Origin of the sequence: Streptomyces sp. NPDC050485, from assembly GCF_044458185.1 — a bacterium.
Classification (GTDB): Bacteria; Actinomycetota; Actinomycetes; order Streptomycetales; family Streptomycetaceae; genus Streptomyces.
Genome location: NZ_JBITHR010000006.1, coordinates 230,039 through 244,926, shown reverse-complemented (window position 1 = coordinate 244,926; position 14,888 = coordinate 230,039). Strand labels below are relative to the sequence as shown.

Here is a 14,888-nt window from a genome sequence, read left to right as displayed (position 1 = left end):
CACTTGTTCAAGACTGACACCGCTGAATCCGTCTACCGACGTACCTACTCCCGTAAGAAGCCCAACGGGGAGATGGAAACGTGGCCCGAAACGGTCGTCCGGGTTGTTGAAGGCAATCTGGCCCTGGTTCCGGAACGCTACATCGAAGTGGGTGAGCGAGAGCGACTGATCGACCTCATCCAGAACTTCCGATTCCTGCCCGCAGGCCGGCACCTCAAGAGTTCCGGCGTGAACGACTTCGCGCTCAACAACTGCTGGGCCGCAGGCTGGATCGCGGAGAAGCCCCAGGAGCACTTCACGTTCACGCTCCTGCGCCTGGCTGAAGGCGGTGGCGTGGGCAGCAACTACAGCAGTCGCTACTTCCACGGGTTCCCTACCATCGAGAACCGGGTGATCGTGCACATCGTGTGCGACCCCCAGCACCCTGACTATGAGGATCTAGCCAAGGCCGGGCTCATCAGCGACGAGTACGACTACGAGTGGGCTGGGGCCTTCTCCGTGGAGGACTCGCGCGAGGGCTGGGCAGACGCCCTGGGCGATCTCATCGACACCGCCCACGATCCCGGCGCGCGACACGAGAACCGCGTCTACGACGTGAGCCGTGTCCGGGGCAAGGGGACTCCCCTCCGATCCTTTGGCGGGACTGCTTCGGGTCCGGAACCGTTCGCTCGAATGATGATCGAGGTCGGCAAGATTCTCACCGAGGCGGCTGGTTGGCCGATGACCGGTATGGACGCCATGGCCATTGACCATCAGATCGCAATGGCGATCGTGGCCGGCGGTGTCCGAAGGTCCGCGCGAATGAGCATCATGCACTGGGATGATTCGCTGATCGAGGAGTTCTTGAAGTGCAAGAGCAGCGATCAGACCGCGATGTGGACTACGAATATCTCGGTGGAGATCGATAGCTCCTTCATCAAGGCTCTGAACGAGAAGAACCCCCGTGCGCAGAGCGTCATGAAGCGTCTTGCCGAGGGTGCACTTGGATCTGGGGAGCCTGGCTTCTGGAACTCCTCGCTGACGAGTGTGGGTGAAGTCGATGGGACCTTCACCACAAATCCATGCGGAGAGGCCACGCTCACTCCCTGGGAACCGTGCAATCTCGGCTCGGTGAACCTCGGAGCGTTCGTTGAGGACGAGGAGCCTGATCTTGACGCCCTAGCCGAGGCACACCGCCTCGGGACTCGCTACCTGATCCGGGCCACCTTCGCCAAGGTCGCTGACCTTAAGTCGTACGACGCCATCCAGAAGTACCGCAGGATCGGCCTGGGGCATCTGGGCTTCGCTGACTACCTGGTGAAGCAGGGCATCAAGTACAGCCGGGCCGCCTACAACCACGAAGTCCGGTTCGACCTCAAGCACTTCGCAGAGGTCGTGGACCAGGCCGCCGTGGAGTACGCCAACGAGCTGCGCATCCCCGTACCCGTCAAGAAGCGCGTGATCGCCCCCACGGGCACCACGAGCAAGCTGGCATCTGCCAGTGGCGAGGGCATCCACGCCCCCTTCGCTGGCTACTTCCTGCGCAGGATCAGGTTCTCCAACATCGAGCCGACCGAGGCGGCACAGATCAAGGAGTACGAGGAGAAGGGCTACCGAACAGAGCCGTGCATCTACGCCGCCAACACCACCGTGGTCGAGATCCCGACCGCTGACCCGCTTCTCGCAGAGCACCCCGAGAACGCCGAGTTCTTCGAGCACGCAGGAGAGCTGACCCTTGAGCAGATGCTTTCCGTCCAGAAGCTCTATCAGGACCTCTGGGCCGACCAGGCAGTGTCCTACACGGCATCGGTCATCCCCGAGGAATACACCCTCATGGATGTCTATGAGGTACTGGAGAGCTTCCTGCCGGCCTTGAAGGGAACCACCATCTTCCCGGAGCTGAGCCGGGACCAGGCCCCCTATCAGCGAATCACCAAGGAACGCTATCTCGATGAGGTCGCAATTATTGGTGAAGCCGCAACCGACACCGGATATGACGAGATTTGCGCCTCCGGAGCCTGCCCCATCTAGTGACCCTATTCACAGCTCCGTAAGTTGGAGTGTGAGACTGAATATGAGAGGATCGGAATATGAGCGAAAGCCCCTTCGGAAACACCTCCCCGTGGGACGAGCCCACGGAAGTCCCCGCCGCTGAAAACGTCAAGGAGTTGCCTGTGACCACTGCCCCCGCCACCGCCACAACTCACACGCAGGAGGGTGTCACCCTCTCCTTCAAGGGTGGCACCGGATATGACGCCAACCTCTGTGTTCTGCGATCGGCAACCGTGAAGGAAATGGATAAGCTCCTCGAAGAGGAGGGCCCGGCCATCGCCTCAATGCTCCGCAAGGCGTCGAAGATCCAGGCGTTCAATACCGAGCTGAACACCAGCGAGAAGGGTGTCAAGGCACCCGCCAAGGCTCAGGCCGGCACTCAGAAGAACACCTTCTCCGGTGGCAAGGTCCAGAAGTCCAACGATCCTGGCCCTGGTCCCGAGTGCGAGTGCGGCGAGCCCACCACCTACACCGAGTGGGGCACCAATAAGTTCGGCAAGCCCTACCGTGCATTCAAGTGCGCCGAGAAGGTTCGCGACTGGCGCTCGAACGACGGCTGCGACTTCATCGAATGGTTTAACGGTAAGTAAATTCATCACTTCAAGTTGGAGTGTGAGATTCGGGGGTCGGGATTCGACCCGGCCCCCGCACCCCAGGGAGAACAGTGCCCACCACTGAGTACGACCTTTGGGCTGAAAGCCTAGAGCCCTGCTACGTCTGCGCCGCAGATTACGCCTCGGAAGACCTGACCTCCGTAGACATCGACGACTGCGAAGAACTCGCCTGCTACGGATGCTCCCCCGAATGTGAAGAGGTCGCTTGTGACTGAGGTCCGCTACCGCTCCGACATTGACGTCGAGCTGATTGACCACATGGGCGGAGATCACAGCATCGTACGAGCCGCCCGCGTCTCATCCGGCACGGCCGGCACCCCAGAAAAGGACCGCGGCCTCCTCAACATGCTGGCCCGTGACCGACACGGCAGCCCATTTGAGAGCGTCGTCCTTCAGTTCAAGGTCGAGTGTCCGATCTTTGTGGCCCGCGAATGGTTCCGGCACAGGGTTAGTTCATTCAACGAGACCTCGGGGCGATACAAGGTCCTGGAGCCCGAGTTCTACGAACCGCACGGCGGCCGGCCCATGAGGCAGATCGGCCAGCCCGGCAAGTACGCCTTCGAGGAAGGTGCGTACGAGCAGAAGGTTCAAGTGAAGGCCGCGCATAAGCGCCTCGCCACGTGGGCCTGGGACGAATACACGGAGATGCTTGACGCTGGCATAGCCCGTGAAGTCGCCCGCAACGTCCTGCCGTTGAGCCTCTACACCTCCTTCTTCTGGACCGTGAATCTCCGGTCCGCCATGAACTTCCTGTCTCTGCGCTGGGCCCACGAGGAGTCCACGGTCCCAACCTTTCCCCTCTATGAGATCCAGCAAGGGGCCATGAAGGTTGAGGAGCACGCCCAGGCGATTGCCCCGATCGCCATGGAGATGTTCAACAAGCATGGGCGGGTGAGCCCCTGATGTTCGCTGACTGGTGTGAGGGTTCGCAGCACGTCTATGACCACAACAACATGACCGTTGAGCGTCGTATCGGCCCGGATAGCGACGAGCCCGAATTCCCCTCGATCCTGGAAGGAACCTTCTGACCATGCCCGAGCTACCCGAATTCATCATCTACTCGTCCCGCTGGGGCTGGAACCGCGGAGCCGAATACCGGTTCGCTAAGGACGAGAAGCACGTCAAGAACATCCTGCGCGGCCTGTTCAGCCGGCACGGCGCGGATCTCGACGTAGGGGTGTTCCTGGTCGGTGAGCGATTCGACGTGACCAGTCGATACGTGCTGCCCAAGGAGACCGAGCAGAGCGTGGAGCCGAATTTCTGAGCGGCTGAAGTTGGAGTGTGAGATATGGGAGATACTAAGTGAAGATCATCGACTACAAGATCAAGAGCGATCTCGTACGGATCAACGTCGTAGAAGATGAATCTGATCTCCCGGAGTTTCACCGCTTTGTCGAGGCCAACCACAACGTCCTCGGATTCGATACCGAAACCGACGGTCTCTCCTGGTGGGAGGACGGTTTCCGTATTCGACTCGCCCAGTTCGGCAACGAGCACGAGAGTTACGTCCTCCCCACCGAGAGGGGTGGCCAGTTCCGCGAGGACGCCATCAAGGCCGTTGGATGGGTCAAGAAGCTCATCATGCAGAACGGGACCTACGACATCCTCTGCATGGACAAGGTATGGGGAGTAAAGGCCGAAACGGTCTTCCCCCGCCTTCTCGACAGCCGCATCATCGCCCACCTCGCTGATAGCCGAGGTCGGAAAGACGGCGGCATAGGTCACTCGCTCGAAGAACTCACCCGTCACTACCTCTCCGCAGAAGTGGCCGATGAGGTGAAGGGCAGCATGACCGCCATCGCCAAGGAGTTGCGAGTCAAGAAGGCCGAGGTATGGCCCGTGATTCCCCTGGATCATGAGGGCTTCAACCTCTACGCAGGGATGGACCCCATCCTCGCGTACCGCCTGGCCAAACGGCTCAAGCCTCAGATTCCGGCCACGGCCCGCAAGCTCCTCCCGTACGAGCACGAACTGGCCGCCACCTGCGCCTACATGGTGCGGAAGGGCATCAAGGCCGACGTGCCCTACGTCCAGGAGCGCGCGCACGAGCTGGCCGGCACCGAGGCCCACTTCAAGGACGTGGCCGCCCGCCTGGGTCTGGAGAACATCAACAGCCCGAAGCAGGTGGGGGAAGCGATCGTCGCCCGTGGGATCACCATCACGGAGCGAACGCCCACCGGACAGCCGAAGGTCGATGACCACCTCCTCAAGGCCCACATAGACGATCCCCTCTGCGAGGCCATCTATCAGGGCAAGAGGGCAGCCAAGGCCAAGAGCACATGGTTCGACAACGCGTTGAACAACCGGGACTCGGGCGACAGGCTTCATGCCTCAATCAACTCGATCCAAGCCCGCACGGCAAGGATGAGTATTTCCGGGGCCATCCCGGCACAGACATTCCCATCCGGGGATGCGCTCGTAAGGCGCGGATTCATTGCGGATGAAGGCATGACCGTCTGTGCTGTGGACTACAAGGCCCAGGAGCTTCGCGTTTTGGCCGCGCTCTCGGGCGATAAGGCGATGAAGAAGGCGTTCCGGGAGGGAGCAGATCTTCATCAGATCACCGCGGATCGCGCTGGGGTCGATCGCAAGACGGGGAAGATGGCCGGATTCTTGACGGTCTACGGGGGCGGATGGTCTGCCCTCATGTCCCAGGCCGGCGTCACAGAGGAGATAGCCAAGCGGGCGATCGACGGCTTCTTTGAAGCGTTCCCACGGGTCCATCAGTACTCCGAGGAGCTGCAAAAGGAAGCCCGTCGTAAGGGCTACATCGTCACCAACACAGGCCGCCGCCTGTACGTGGATCGGCGGCGGCCATACGCCGCCCTGAATTACGCGGTCCAAAGCGCTTCGAGAGATGTGACCGGTCGGGCAATCCTTCGGCTCCATCAAGCCGGATACGGCCCATTCATGCTCCTCCCAGTGCATGACGAGCTGATATTTCAGTTCCCGACCGAACACGCCCTTAAGGCCACCACCAAGGCCGCTCAGATCATGAAGGAAACCATGAGTGGCGTCCTGATCGACACGGACGTGTCGGTCTACGGAAAGAGCTGGGGATGCGGATACATGGCCGAAGGTCAGTACTGCGACCTCTGCGACACGATTCATACGGAGGCAGCATGAACGACAACCAGGGCATCGATGGTTTCGATGAACTGTTGGATTCAATCCAGCACGAGATGACCTCTCGCGTTCTTGAAAATGCGGCGGAACTCGGTCTCAAGACCGCCCGACTTACCGGCCTGATCATCAAGGAAGCCAAGGAATGGGGTGTCCCGAAGGATCTCGCAGAAGCTATGGGAGCCGACTTCTGGCAACTCATCATGGTCAACCCCGACCAGCCGACCGGGGTCGCCGAGTGAACCCGCGCATCTTCACCGTTGAGGGTCAGGAGAACGGCGGAGTCCTCCTCTTCAAGGACGGCCGTGACGACCCGATCGCGGAAGGCGGCTGCATCTGCTGTGCCGACAACGACGTAACCCTGGCCGATCTGATCCGGGCAGCAGAGATCCATTCGGAGGACGAATGACCGACTACACCCTGTTCACATCGCCCACCTGTCACCCGTGCAAGCGAATGAAGCCCTTGATCATTCAGGAAGCCATCGTCGCCGATGTCGTCATTGACGAATCCGACGTCATGGACGGAACCGATCGACGTCGATACCAGTACGGGGTTACCTCGGTGCCGGCCCTGGTCGCTCACCGCGACGGAGAAGCGATAGGGAGTCTGGTGGGCGTGAAGAGTCAGACCGATCTTGTCGAGTTCTTCAAGGCCACCAAGTGAGAGGCTTTGATGATCGACCGGATTGGGACACGTACTTCCTCGATATCGCCCGCGCTGTCGCTGCACGAGGTGATTGCTGCCGCTGCCACGTCGGAGCTGTGGTGGTCGGCCCTGACCGGAGAATCCGCTCTACCGGATTCAACGGATCGTACCCAGGTGGTCCGTCGTGCAGTGCTGGAGAGTGCCCGCGTTGCCTCTCGGAAACCCCCTCCGGCACTTCATACGAGGACTGTATTGAGACACATGCCGAGGTCAATGCACTCCTCTATGCAGACTGGGCGGCCTGCCAGGAAGCGACGATCTACATCACCAGATCCCCGTGCAAGGACTGCTCGAAGCTGATCCGATCCTCCGGGATTCGCGAGGTGGTATACCTCGTTCGTGAAACGATTGATCGCATCCGATTCCAGTGATGTAGCGTGATCCGTTGATGGTGTGTGGCACGTCATCAACGGGTCACGAGTCGTAGGAGTGAAACATGTCTGATGAACTTGAGGTTGTGCAGGTAGTTCGCCTCACAGTGGGCGACGACGAGTACCGGGGTGAGGTCGCTGACCTGAAGATCATCGACCAGATCCGCAAGGAGAAGAAGGCGTTCACGGTCGCCTACGACAAGCTCATGGCGACCCTGGAAGAGCACGGCATCGAGATCGTCTACGACGAGGCTCCTGCGGTCACCGCTCGCGCAACGAGTCGTCGTGCCGCCGCTGCGGATGGCCCGCCCACCGCCGAGGTCCGCGCCTGGGCCATCAAGAACAACGTCCCCGTGAGCACCCAGGGCCGAATCAAGGGCTGGATCAACGAGGCGTACGAGAAGAAGCTGTCCGGCGAACCGCTGAAGAAGTGGATCGAGCAGCACGCGGACAAGTAGTAGCGATCAAAACGGAAGGCCCCCTCCTCGGAGGGGGCCTTCTCCGCATTCGACTGTGACGTTACTCCGGGCCCAGAGCCAGAGCGCGGAGCGACGGCTCCAGCTCGGGGTGGTCCCCGCGAGACACCGACTGCAACAGTTCCGTGGCCACCACGATCCGAGCAGTGCGCCCAGCAGGGTCGTCCAGGATGGGGAACTCATGGCGGACGCGTTCCGCCATGGTCGGCACGAGACCGCAGTAGGCCAGGAGCATCGCCGGGTCGTATCCGACAGGCGCTAGCCCGAAGCCTTCCCAGTCGAGTAGATACGGCGTCCCCAGAGTCAGGTTCGCCGGGTGGAGATCCCCGTGAGCCGTCTCCCACTCAGTGATCTGGGGAGGTTCGATTCCCAGGAACTCAGGAACGCAGCGATCCACCCATTCCTGCCGTACGGCCTGGCGCGAAGTCTTGGTGCTGGCCACCGTGGCGAGATCGGCACGGAGCGAGGCCCACCACGAATCCGGCAGCTCCAGGCCCTCACGGAGAACCGGTTCCTTCGAGCACATTGGCTCCGCGATGAACGCGCCAAGCTCCCCCTGGAAGGCTCGGCTGTCCCGAAGGAACTCGATGGTCTCGTAGAGCCTCGGCTTCTGAACGCGGCCGTCGAACCGAGCCGCGAAGGCGTTGCCCTCCCAGTGCTTCCCCTGCGCTTTCTCCATCGGGGCGTGCACGACGCGCAGCCAGCACATACCGTGCTCGGGATGGTTCACGGCCCCGCTGAGCGTCCGCCCCTGGAAGCCCCACACCGGTTCGCCGCCGCGACCGAGCCCGAGCGTGTCGCAGCAGGCGTCGAACGCCTGACGAACCGCCTGTTCCTCCTGGGGATCAGTCGGAGGAGAGTACATCGAACACCTTCCGCAAAGCAGGAGCCGGGATCGTGGGCTTGATGGTTGCCTCGTAAGCCTCCAACCAGTGTGACGGCGTGGAGGCCGAGAGGAGAACTCGCGTCACCCCAGGGCATGAGGCCACAGCGAGAATGCAGGCAGCAGGGATCGTGAGGGCTGGAGCGATGAGAGCAGTCAGGTCCTTGTGCGCCAGCTCAGGAAGCTCCCCTCCGAACAGCGGTGCCGAGGCGAGTACCTGCCACCCCAACTCCGCGGCCTCCGAAATCGGTCCCTTCCCTTCAAGAGCCTGCTCGAAGGCGTCGGACATGACCAGTGACACGGGGAGCTGAATCGCCTTGAGGTGATGCTTCCGGGTGCCGGCCGCCTCAGCCGCCACCTTGTCCAGCTCCTTGACCTGCATCCGCCCCGACTGGAATCCGTCCCAGGTGGCCACACCGTACGACTCGATCGCCCCCTCGGACACCAGGGACTCCATCGCCCCGAATGTGTCCTTGAGGAGTTCGTACAGGTCACCTTTCGCCTGTTCCGGATTGTGGACGAACATCACGTCGAGCTGCTTCTTCCCGAGCTCGGCGCAGTTGCGGCGGCCCTGCCACTCCACATACCGGGGGTTCAGGCAGTGCTCGGCGTCGGCCTCTTCGGCAGTCAGAATGCCCTCGTGCACGGCGGCAATCGCCGCGTCTGTGCTGAGGAAACCGACCTTCGAGGAGACCGCGACCTTGGGGAAGCGGAAGAGAGAGGGCGCAAGAAGTTCCTGGGCAAGGCCCCCCAGGTAGTTCGGAGCCGTATCGACCCACGCCGTGTCGGCGTCCATGTTCGCCAACGCCACCGAGAGTGCCATCGTCTTGGGGTTGATGCGGTACGTCCCTAGACCAAGGCTGGCCGCCATCACCGAGACCGCCTCTCGACTGTGAGCGCCTGGCCGTCCACCAGTTCCGACATGAGGTCGGCCACGGTTTCGACGGGCAGCCCAGACGCGCCCCCCAGCTCGTACAGCGTCACGGGGTAGGGGAACGACTTGATCAGGTAGGAGAGAAGAGGGCCTGCTTCCTTGGCCAACTCCCACTCATTGTCGCTCGCATGGAAAATCACCCCGTCGTCCACGTCGGTTAACGTGGCTCGCCCCGTGGTCAGCTTCACCATCAAGTCGCCATCGGCCGGCACCCCGTTGATATACGGGAGGCTGGGGCGGAGACGCTGAAGGTCAGAGTCGTCCCGAGAGGCCACGTACCGAGAGATCACGGACGGGTCGTCCAGCGCGGCCGAGATCAAATCTCGCACCTTGCCGAGATAGTCACGCCGGTCCTCATCGGAAGCGTGAACCGGGAGATCGAGGCGAAGTAGTTCCTCTCCTCGAAGATCGTCCGCCAGCCACGAAACGAGCTGTGCCCCGCTCATGGTCTGAATCCCGAAGGTGAGATGAAGGGAGTGCTCGCCCTCCGAAGCGGAGACCGCGTGCCAGGTACCGCGAGGCAGATAGAGGATGTCGCCGGGCCGCAGCACCAGTTCCGCTACGGGCTCCTTCGGCGGGTCCTCGGGCTCCTCGGTGTCCTTATACATGGGAGCAACACGTGTCTGGCCGAACAGACGCCAGCGCTTCGCGCCGTCGATCTGGACAACCACAACGTCGTGATCGTCCCAGTGGGTTCCGAACCCCTCTCGGGCTGTCCACGACGCATAGAGGTTCGTTTGGACGCCGGTTCGGAGCCACCCCTCCAGTTCCGCAGAAGCCGCTCCGATCGACGGGTGAATTTCATCGATCGCGTCGATGACGAGCGAGGCCCCCTCCCGAAGGCGGGCGTGCAGCTCGGTCGGCATCAGCCGGTGGTACACGGTGTGGCGGCGTGTGGTGACCGGAGACGCGTACCGGTACTGCGGCAGCATCTCTCCGTCCATCGACAGTCGCAGGCGCGGCGGCTCCAACCGCTGCGACGCGATGATGTTGTTCAGGTCTTCCCAGGAAATGAGGGAAGCCGGGTCCTCAATTGCCCCCGGAACATGAAGGAATTGGCGGTGGAGCACCTGGGCCAGGAACTCGTCCTGGCCCAGGTGTGCCGCCAGATTCAACGGCGACAAGGTGTTTCCTCCGGACTAGTCGTTGCCGTCAGTGCGGCCGGTCGAGCCGCCATCGGACGCGGCCACGCCGCGCTCACGGGCCGCCTTGATGTTGCGACGGGCCTTGACGAGCCCACTGGAAGGGGACTGAGCCGCCTTGGTGGCGGCGGGGGCGTTGCTGTCCATGAACAACTCCACTTCTCGTTGACTGATCCTGTCGTCCTCCGGGCTGCCGGGTTACAGCGGCAGCCCGGAGGGTGGTGCACCCCGCCCGCAGGCGTAGGGGTCGATCGCGGGCGGGGAGTCTGGGGGAGGGATTGCGTGGCCTCTACCTGCCGAACCACAGGGCGGCGACGAGACCGAGGCACCCTCCGATTGCTGCCACCGCGAGGAGGGCTCCGACGAGCTGTCCGTCAGCGGTGATGCGCCACCGCCTCATGCCTGCACCCGCAGGTACATGGCAGCGAATAAGACGCCCACGGCAAACGCGGTCAGGAACGTCATCGCCTTTGCGACTTGCTGATGAGGTGCATCGCGCCGAGCGGCGTCAGACCCGCCTTCTCTTCGGGACTGGCCGGCCGACACAACTTCTCCTCCTGGACCCACTCCAAGCCTCCGGGGCGTGTGAGGGTGATCTCCGTGCCCTCGATCGCGCTGATCTGGCCCACCAGCAGTCGGGCGGCGTCCATGACGACTTCGCCTTCGTTGTAGATCATCCCAACCCCGCCGCCTTCCTGAGTTGCTTGACCGACTCCACAAAGGTCTCGGCCTGCCTCTGTGTGCCCCAGCCGAAGATGACTGGGGGTTCACCGTTCTCGTCCTCGGACTCGTAGTCCATGGACATGGACTGAGGCGTGATCCCTAGGGCGCGGAACGCCGCTTTCAGCTCCTGAAAGACCTCGGCTGCATGGAGGGCCTTTCCGGCACTGGTGGCCGGCTCCCGGATGGCGACACCCCCCTGCTGAGAGATCACTGGCTCCGCCTCGCTGCCTGGAAGACCTTCGCGGCGCGGAACGCCGAGGGGATCACCCACGCGTAGCGGATGACCTCCTCCTCCGTCCCGTCGTGGTGGCGGATGGAGTCGCGGTGCAGGCTGCTGGTGTCGAAGCCCGCGTTCGTCATCGCGGCCTGCAAGGTCTTGAACGCTGCCCCGGCGTCCTGGCTGAGTGCTTGCGTGGCCAACTCCGGCCGGCTTCGGGAGGCCGTCAAGGGGGAGGACATGAGAGGGGGCTCACTTCCTACGGTGGACTCGGATCGGGGACGGTTGCTGTCTCCGCGTTCTGAGTCACAGGCTCCGACGGGATGGGTAGGCTCCGCCAGTAGGGGAGTTGACACACCGGCCATGTATCAAGGGGGCGTGAGGCTTTGGCCACGACTTACGGCGAGTGGTTGAAGGAGCAGCGCGAGGCGAAGGGCTGGAGCCAACAGGAGTTGGCCGACGCGGCGGTCATGTCTCGCTCGCTCATCACTGCCATCGAAACGGGACGACGGTACCCGTCCGAAGCGGACGCGAAGCGCCTTGACCAGGCTCTTGGTACTGGTGACGTGCTGACCACCTTCCGTCCGAACCAGGTGACCGGTGGCGTTGCCGACTGGTTCGAGAAGGCTCAGGAGTTCGAACAGCAGGCCGTCATGATTCGAGAGTTCGGCCTGTCATATGTCCCCGGCTTCCTACAGACCGAGGCGTATGCGACGGTGGTCATTGATGCCGGGTACCCACGGGAGAGTGAAGGAGAGCGACACAAGGCCGTCGTAACACGGCTCAAGCGTTCCGAGTTGCTTGAGGACCCTGTAACCCCGGCAGTATGGGCTCTGTTAGATGAGGCGGTCATTCGCCGTCCCCTGGGGGGACACGCGGTCATGGCTGACCAGCTTGAGCACATCATCAGGCTTGCCGAATCGGGGCGCATCAGGGTCAATGTGCTGGAGTTCGGAACGGCCCCGCATCCGCTTCTTGACGGCATGACCACGCTGATGTGGTTCGAGGATCAGCCGCCCATCGCGTACGCGGAGGGCATCCGCACGGGCAAGATTCACGACAGCCCTGCCATGGTCGAGGAGATCCAAGGGGCCTACGATCTTGCATTGAGCGAGGCACTACCGCTTCAACAGTCACTCGCCCTCTTGAGGGCGGTAGCGGAGGAATACAGGAAACATGGCTGAGCACCACATCGAGGACGCGTCCACTCTGAGTGGCTGGCGGAAGTCCTCGTACAGCGGCTCCCAGGCAGGGAGCTGCGTCGAGGTCATCGACGGGTACGCCGGGGGCGTGCCGGTCCGTGACAGCAAGGATCCGAAGGGGCCTGCACTGGTGATCCGCCCGGAGGCTTGGGCGTCGTTCGTCAGTGCAGTGAACCGTGGGGAGGTTGGCGAGTAGCCCCGCGACCAGCTAGCCCCCGGTGTCCCCCGCGCCGGGGGTTAGTTCACGCCCCAGAAGTTGGAGTGTGAGAGTTGGGGGCTGGAACCCGCAGGTCAGGAGGTTGTAGTGTGAGCCTCGCCCGGTTGTAAAACCGTCCACTACGTGACCGCGGTGCGGTGCAGCATGGTGTCGCCGAGCGCGATGGCCACACCGAGCAGCACGTTCAGCGCGCCCGCGAGGGCGAGCCGGGTGCCCGAGCGGTCGACGGCCGCCTGCACGGCGAGGCCGACGGTGAGCGGCAGTCCGGCGATGCCGCACTGGTGGAGCAGCCCCCAGGCGAGGGACTTGAGCTGACCGGCGAGCTGGTTGCGGCCCAGCCAGTACAGGAACCGGGGGCCTGAACGGACATCCGGTTCGCCTGGATCCGAGTAGGGAAGATCACGAATCTGCATGGCGTTCCAGAAATCCTCGGTTCGAGTGGTTCAAGGGCTGCAAGGTTCGCCTTCCGGACGTGCCGAAAGCAATTGGTTTTCCGGCGTCGGGGCCCACAACGAGCCACGGCAGGCACCCGGGGTCTGGCGCCCCGGCGCCGCTCACGCTTCACTCCTGTCCCATGAGACGACGAAGGATCATGTCCATGCTCGGCGGCCTCACCCTGGCCGCCGGACTGGTGCTCGGCGCGGGTCCGGCCGCGGCCGCCGACACACCGCCCACCGAGTTCGGCACCGACTGGCACGACCCGCTCACCGCGGCGCCGCCGGTGGCGACACCGCACACCAAGTCCTGCCAAGTCACCCTCGCCGAGGCCCAGTTCCGCGATTTCACGCCGTACAAGGGGAGTTACGCACCTCCGCAGGGCTGCGGCGACCGCTGGAGCAAGGTGGTGCTGCGCCTCGACGGCAAGGTCAAGGGGCGCCAGTACGACCGCCTCGGCTACCTCCACGTCGGCGGGACGGAAGTGCTGCGCACCTCGACGCCCGAGCCCTCCGTGAACGGCATCGCGTGGCACGTCGAGAAGGACGTCACGCGCTACACCGACACCTTCCGCTCCGCGCAGCCCGTCGAGATGCTCATCGGCAACGTCGTGGACGGCACGTACACCGGTGTGATCGACGTCAAGGTGACGCTCACGTTCTACGCCGCCGAAGGCCGCACCCGGCCGGCCGCCGTCCCCGACAAGGTGCTCCCGCTCAGCGGCACCCAGGTGACCACGCCGCGGAACTCCGATCGCATCGTCGCCGAGGTGTACGCCACCGGCTCCGGTGGCGGCTGCGAGGAGTTCTGGTACCTCGCGGTGCCCGACCCCGCCGCATACTCCTGCAAGGCACCGGCCGGGCCGAACCGCGAGGTGCAGATCAAGGTCGACGGCCAACTCGCCGGAATAGCGGCCCCGTTCCCGACCGTATGGACCGGCGGCTGGTCGAACCCCTTCCTCTGGTACGTCATACCGGCACCCCGCGCCTTCGACGTGAAGCCGGTCGAATACGACCTGACGCCGTACGCCGCGCAGCTCAACGACGGCAGGCCGCACCAGGTCGAGGTGTCCGTCGCCGGGGTCCCCGCCGGGCAGGCGGGCTGGTCGACGCCGACGAACCTGCTCATCTGGCAGGACAGGGCGAGCCAGGTCGTCTCCGGCGCGCTGACCCGCCACGACGAGACCGCGCCGGTCAACTCGACCACGTACAAGCCGGGTTCGCCGGAACTGCGGCTCGACGCGAAGAGCGGCCACCGCCTCACCACGGCCGGATACCTGAACACCTCGCACGGCCGTGTCACGACGACGGTGGCCCGCTCCGTGACCGGCGACTCGGTCCACCGCTGGACCGAAGGGGAGAACACCGATTCCCTGAAGGGGAGTTGGCACGACGACCAGACCGTCACGACGGACGGCCGGGGCCCCGCGGTGACTGCCCGAGACGACCGCACGTACACGATGGACGGCACCACGACCATCGGCGCGGACAACAGGCTGCGCACCGCCATCACCCTCGGTGACCGAGGGGACGCCCGCACCCTGCGCGGCGATCACCTCACCACCTGGTCGCACCTCGACGACACCTACCAGGGCGACGCCTCCTGGACCATGAACGTGCCGCGCGACCAGCGCCACGCGGTCGGCACCTCCGCCGAGCGCTACCGCCTGTACACCTCGGACCGCTGCTGGGACCGCAGCCTGAAGACAGCCCAGGGAACCTTGACGGAGGACACCCGACGCTGCTGACGTGACCCCTCGGGTGCCCCCTGCCGGGGGCACCCGAAAACCGGATGCCGCGCCACCGGCTGCGT

General features: G+C 63.6%; 20 protein-coding genes and 1 pseudogene. 13 read left to right on the top strand and 8 right to left on the bottom strand.

Annotated elements, in window-relative coordinates; all coding sequences use genetic code 11:
- Positions 1–3: 3 nt before the first annotated feature.
- The 10 genes from nrdJ (at position 4) to ACIBK6_RS15090 (ending at position 7,305) form a co-directional block, all read left to right on the top strand.
- Positions 4–2,010 carry a ribonucleoside-triphosphate reductase, adenosylcobalamin-dependent gene (gene nrdJ / locus ACIBK6_RS15135; RefSeq protein ID WP_399051665.1) on the top strand — a complete coding sequence of 669 codons (2,007 nt, stop codon included), beginning with the start codon at positions 4–6 and terminating at the stop codon, positions 2,008–2,010.
- Between the two features lie 59 nt (positions 2,011–2,069).
- Positions 2,070–2,621 (top strand): hypothetical protein, encoded by a 552-nt coding sequence (locus ACIBK6_RS15130; protein WP_399051664.1) that lies wholly within the window; start codon positions 2,070–2,072, stop codon positions 2,619–2,621.
- Between the two features lie 231 nt (positions 2,622–2,852).
- On the top strand, positions 2,853–3,548 hold the full coding sequence (thyX, locus tag ACIBK6_RS15125) for an FAD-dependent thymidylate synthase (RefSeq protein ID WP_399051663.1): 696 nt from the start codon (positions 2,853–2,855) through the stop codon (positions 3,546–3,548).
- A 127-nt stretch (positions 3,549–3,675) separates the two neighbouring features.
- On the top strand, positions 3,676–3,909 hold the full coding sequence (locus ACIBK6_RS15120; RefSeq protein WP_399051662.1) for a hypothetical protein: 234 nt from the start codon (positions 3,676–3,678) through the stop codon (positions 3,907–3,909).
- 38 nt (positions 3,910–3,947) lie between these two features.
- Positions 3,948–5,771 carry a DNA polymerase gene (locus ACIBK6_RS15115; RefSeq protein ID WP_399051661.1) on the top strand — a complete coding sequence of 608 codons (1,824 nt, stop codon included), beginning with the start codon at positions 3,948–3,950 and terminating at the stop codon, positions 5,769–5,771.
- Positions 5,768–6,010 (top strand): hypothetical protein, encoded by a 243-nt coding sequence (locus tag ACIBK6_RS15110; RefSeq protein ID WP_399051660.1) that lies wholly within the window; start codon positions 5,768–5,770, stop codon positions 6,008–6,010. The genes ACIBK6_RS15115 and ACIBK6_RS15110 overlap by 4 nt, the downstream gene beginning before the upstream one ends.
- Positions 6,007–6,177 (top strand): hypothetical protein, encoded by a 171-nt coding sequence (locus ACIBK6_RS15105; protein ID WP_399051659.1) that lies wholly within the window; start codon positions 6,007–6,009, stop codon positions 6,175–6,177. Before ACIBK6_RS15110 ends, ACIBK6_RS15105 begins: the two co-directional genes overlap by 4 nt.
- Positions 6,174–6,434, top strand: a complete 261-nt coding sequence (locus tag ACIBK6_RS15100; RefSeq protein ID WP_399051658.1) for a thioredoxin family protein — start codon at positions 6,174–6,176, stop codon at positions 6,432–6,434. The genes ACIBK6_RS15105 and ACIBK6_RS15100 overlap by 4 nt, the downstream gene beginning before the upstream one ends.
- Positions 6,431–6,847, top strand: a complete 417-nt coding sequence (locus ACIBK6_RS15095) for a deoxycytidylate deaminase (protein WP_399051657.1) — start codon at positions 6,431–6,433, stop codon at positions 6,845–6,847. Before ACIBK6_RS15100 ends, ACIBK6_RS15095 begins: the two co-directional genes overlap by 4 nt.
- A 65-nt stretch (positions 6,848–6,912) precedes the next feature.
- On the top strand, positions 6,913–7,305 hold the full coding sequence (locus tag ACIBK6_RS15090) for a histone-like nucleoid-structuring protein Lsr2 (RefSeq protein WP_399051656.1): 393 nt from the start codon (positions 6,913–6,915) through the stop codon (positions 7,303–7,305).
- Positions 7,306–7,366: 61 nt separating this feature from the next.
- On the opposite strand, the gene ACIBK6_RS15085 is transcribed toward ACIBK6_RS15090, so the two are convergent.
- From ACIBK6_RS15085 to ACIBK6_RS15055, 7 genes are all read right to left on the bottom strand, one after another.
- A complete protein-coding gene (locus tag ACIBK6_RS15085) occupies positions 7,367–8,188 on the bottom strand; it encodes a phosphotransferase family protein (protein WP_399051655.1) in 822 nt (273 codons plus the stop codon).
- Positions 8,169–9,077, bottom strand: a complete 909-nt coding sequence (locus tag ACIBK6_RS15080; RefSeq protein WP_399051654.1) for an aldo/keto reductase — start codon at positions 9,075–9,077, stop codon at positions 8,169–8,171. Before ACIBK6_RS15080 ends, ACIBK6_RS15085 begins: the two co-directional genes overlap by 20 nt.
- Entirely contained in the window at positions 9,077–10,264 is a 1,188-nt protein-coding gene (locus ACIBK6_RS15075) for a cupin domain-containing protein (protein ID WP_399051653.1), read from the bottom strand. Before ACIBK6_RS15075 ends, ACIBK6_RS15080 begins: the two co-directional genes overlap by 1 nt.
- Before the next feature lie 15 nt (positions 10,265–10,279).
- Positions 10,280–10,429 (bottom strand): hypothetical protein, encoded by a 150-nt coding sequence (locus tag ACIBK6_RS15070; protein WP_399051652.1) that lies wholly within the window; start codon positions 10,427–10,429, stop codon positions 10,280–10,282.
- Positions 10,430–10,743: 314 nt separating this feature from the next.
- Positions 10,744–10,959 carry a hypothetical protein gene (locus tag ACIBK6_RS15065; protein WP_399051651.1) on the bottom strand — a complete coding sequence of 72 codons (216 nt, stop codon included), beginning with the start codon at positions 10,957–10,959 and terminating at the stop codon, positions 10,744–10,746.
- Positions 10,956–11,216 carry a hypothetical protein gene (locus ACIBK6_RS15060; protein ID WP_399051650.1) on the bottom strand — a complete coding sequence of 87 codons (261 nt, stop codon included), beginning with the start codon at positions 11,214–11,216 and terminating at the stop codon, positions 10,956–10,958. Before ACIBK6_RS15060 ends, ACIBK6_RS15065 begins: the two co-directional genes overlap by 4 nt.
- On the bottom strand, positions 11,213–11,425 hold the full coding sequence (locus ACIBK6_RS15055; protein WP_399051649.1) for a hypothetical protein: 213 nt from the start codon (positions 11,423–11,425) through the stop codon (positions 11,213–11,215). Before ACIBK6_RS15055 ends, ACIBK6_RS15060 begins: the two co-directional genes overlap by 4 nt.
- 183 nt (positions 11,426–11,608) lie before the next feature.
- On the opposite strand from ACIBK6_RS15055, the gene ACIBK6_RS15050 reads away from it, so the two are divergent.
- On the top strand, positions 11,609–12,406 hold the full coding sequence (locus tag ACIBK6_RS15050) for a Scr1 family TA system antitoxin-like transcriptional regulator (protein WP_399051648.1): 798 nt from the start codon (positions 11,609–11,611) through the stop codon (positions 12,404–12,406).
- Positions 12,399–12,620 carry a DUF397 domain-containing protein gene (locus tag ACIBK6_RS15045; protein ID WP_399051647.1) on the top strand — a complete coding sequence of 74 codons (222 nt, stop codon included), beginning with the start codon at positions 12,399–12,401 and terminating at the stop codon, positions 12,618–12,620. Before ACIBK6_RS15050 ends, ACIBK6_RS15045 begins: the two co-directional genes overlap by 8 nt.
- A gap of 143 nt (positions 12,621–12,763) precedes the next feature.
- On the opposite strand, the pseudogene ACIBK6_RS15040 reads toward ACIBK6_RS15045, so the two are convergent.
- Positions 12,764–13,054: pseudogene (locus tag ACIBK6_RS15040) on the bottom strand (ABC transporter ATP-binding protein); the annotation flags it as partial.
- 161 nt (positions 13,055–13,215) lie between these two features.
- Between ACIBK6_RS15040 and ACIBK6_RS15035 the strand changes: the two are divergent.
- Entirely contained in the window at positions 13,216–14,823 is a 1,608-nt protein-coding gene (locus ACIBK6_RS15035) for a peptide-N4-asparagine amidase (RefSeq protein WP_399051646.1), read from the top strand.
- Positions 14,824–14,888 lie beyond the last annotated feature (65 nt).

Bases quoted from the DNA above. Each gene is read 5' to 3' on its own strand.
- ACIBK6_RS15085 (WP_399051655.1), bottom strand. From the start codon at position 8,188: ATGTACTCTCCTCCGACTGATCCCCAGGAGGAACAGGCGGTTCGTCAG.
- ACIBK6_RS15045 (WP_399051647.1), top strand. From the start codon at position 12,399: ATGGCTGAGCACCACATCGAGGACGCGTCCACTCTGAGTGGCTGGCGG.
- ACIBK6_RS15070 (WP_399051652.1), bottom strand. From the start codon at position 10,429: ATGGACAGCAACGCCCCCGCCGCCACCAAGGCGGCTCAGTCCCCTTCC.
- ACIBK6_RS15090 (WP_399051656.1), top strand. From the start codon at position 6,913: ATGTCTGATGAACTTGAGGTTGTGCAGGTAGTTCGCCTCACAGTGGGC.
- ACIBK6_RS15080 (WP_399051654.1), bottom strand. From the start codon at position 9,077: ATGGCGGCCAGCCTTGGTCTAGGGACGTACCGCATCAACCCCAAGACG.
- ACIBK6_RS15035 (WP_399051646.1), top strand. From the start codon at position 13,216: ATGAGACGACGAAGGATCATGTCCATGCTCGGCGGCCTCACCCTGGCC.
- ACIBK6_RS15120 (WP_399051662.1), top strand. From the start codon at position 3,676: ATGCCCGAGCTACCCGAATTCATCATCTACTCGTCCCGCTGGGGCTGG.
- ACIBK6_RS15065 (WP_399051651.1), bottom strand. From the start codon at position 10,959: ATGATCTACAACGAAGGCGAAGTCGTCATGGACGCCGCCCGACTGCTG.
- ACIBK6_RS15130 (WP_399051664.1), top strand. From the start codon at position 2,070: ATGAGCGAAAGCCCCTTCGGAAACACCTCCCCGTGGGACGAGCCCACG.
- ACIBK6_RS15110 (WP_399051660.1), top strand. From the start codon at position 5,768: ATGAACGACAACCAGGGCATCGATGGTTTCGATGAACTGTTGGATTCA.
- ACIBK6_RS15100 (WP_399051658.1), top strand. From the start codon at position 6,174: ATGACCGACTACACCCTGTTCACATCGCCCACCTGTCACCCGTGCAAG.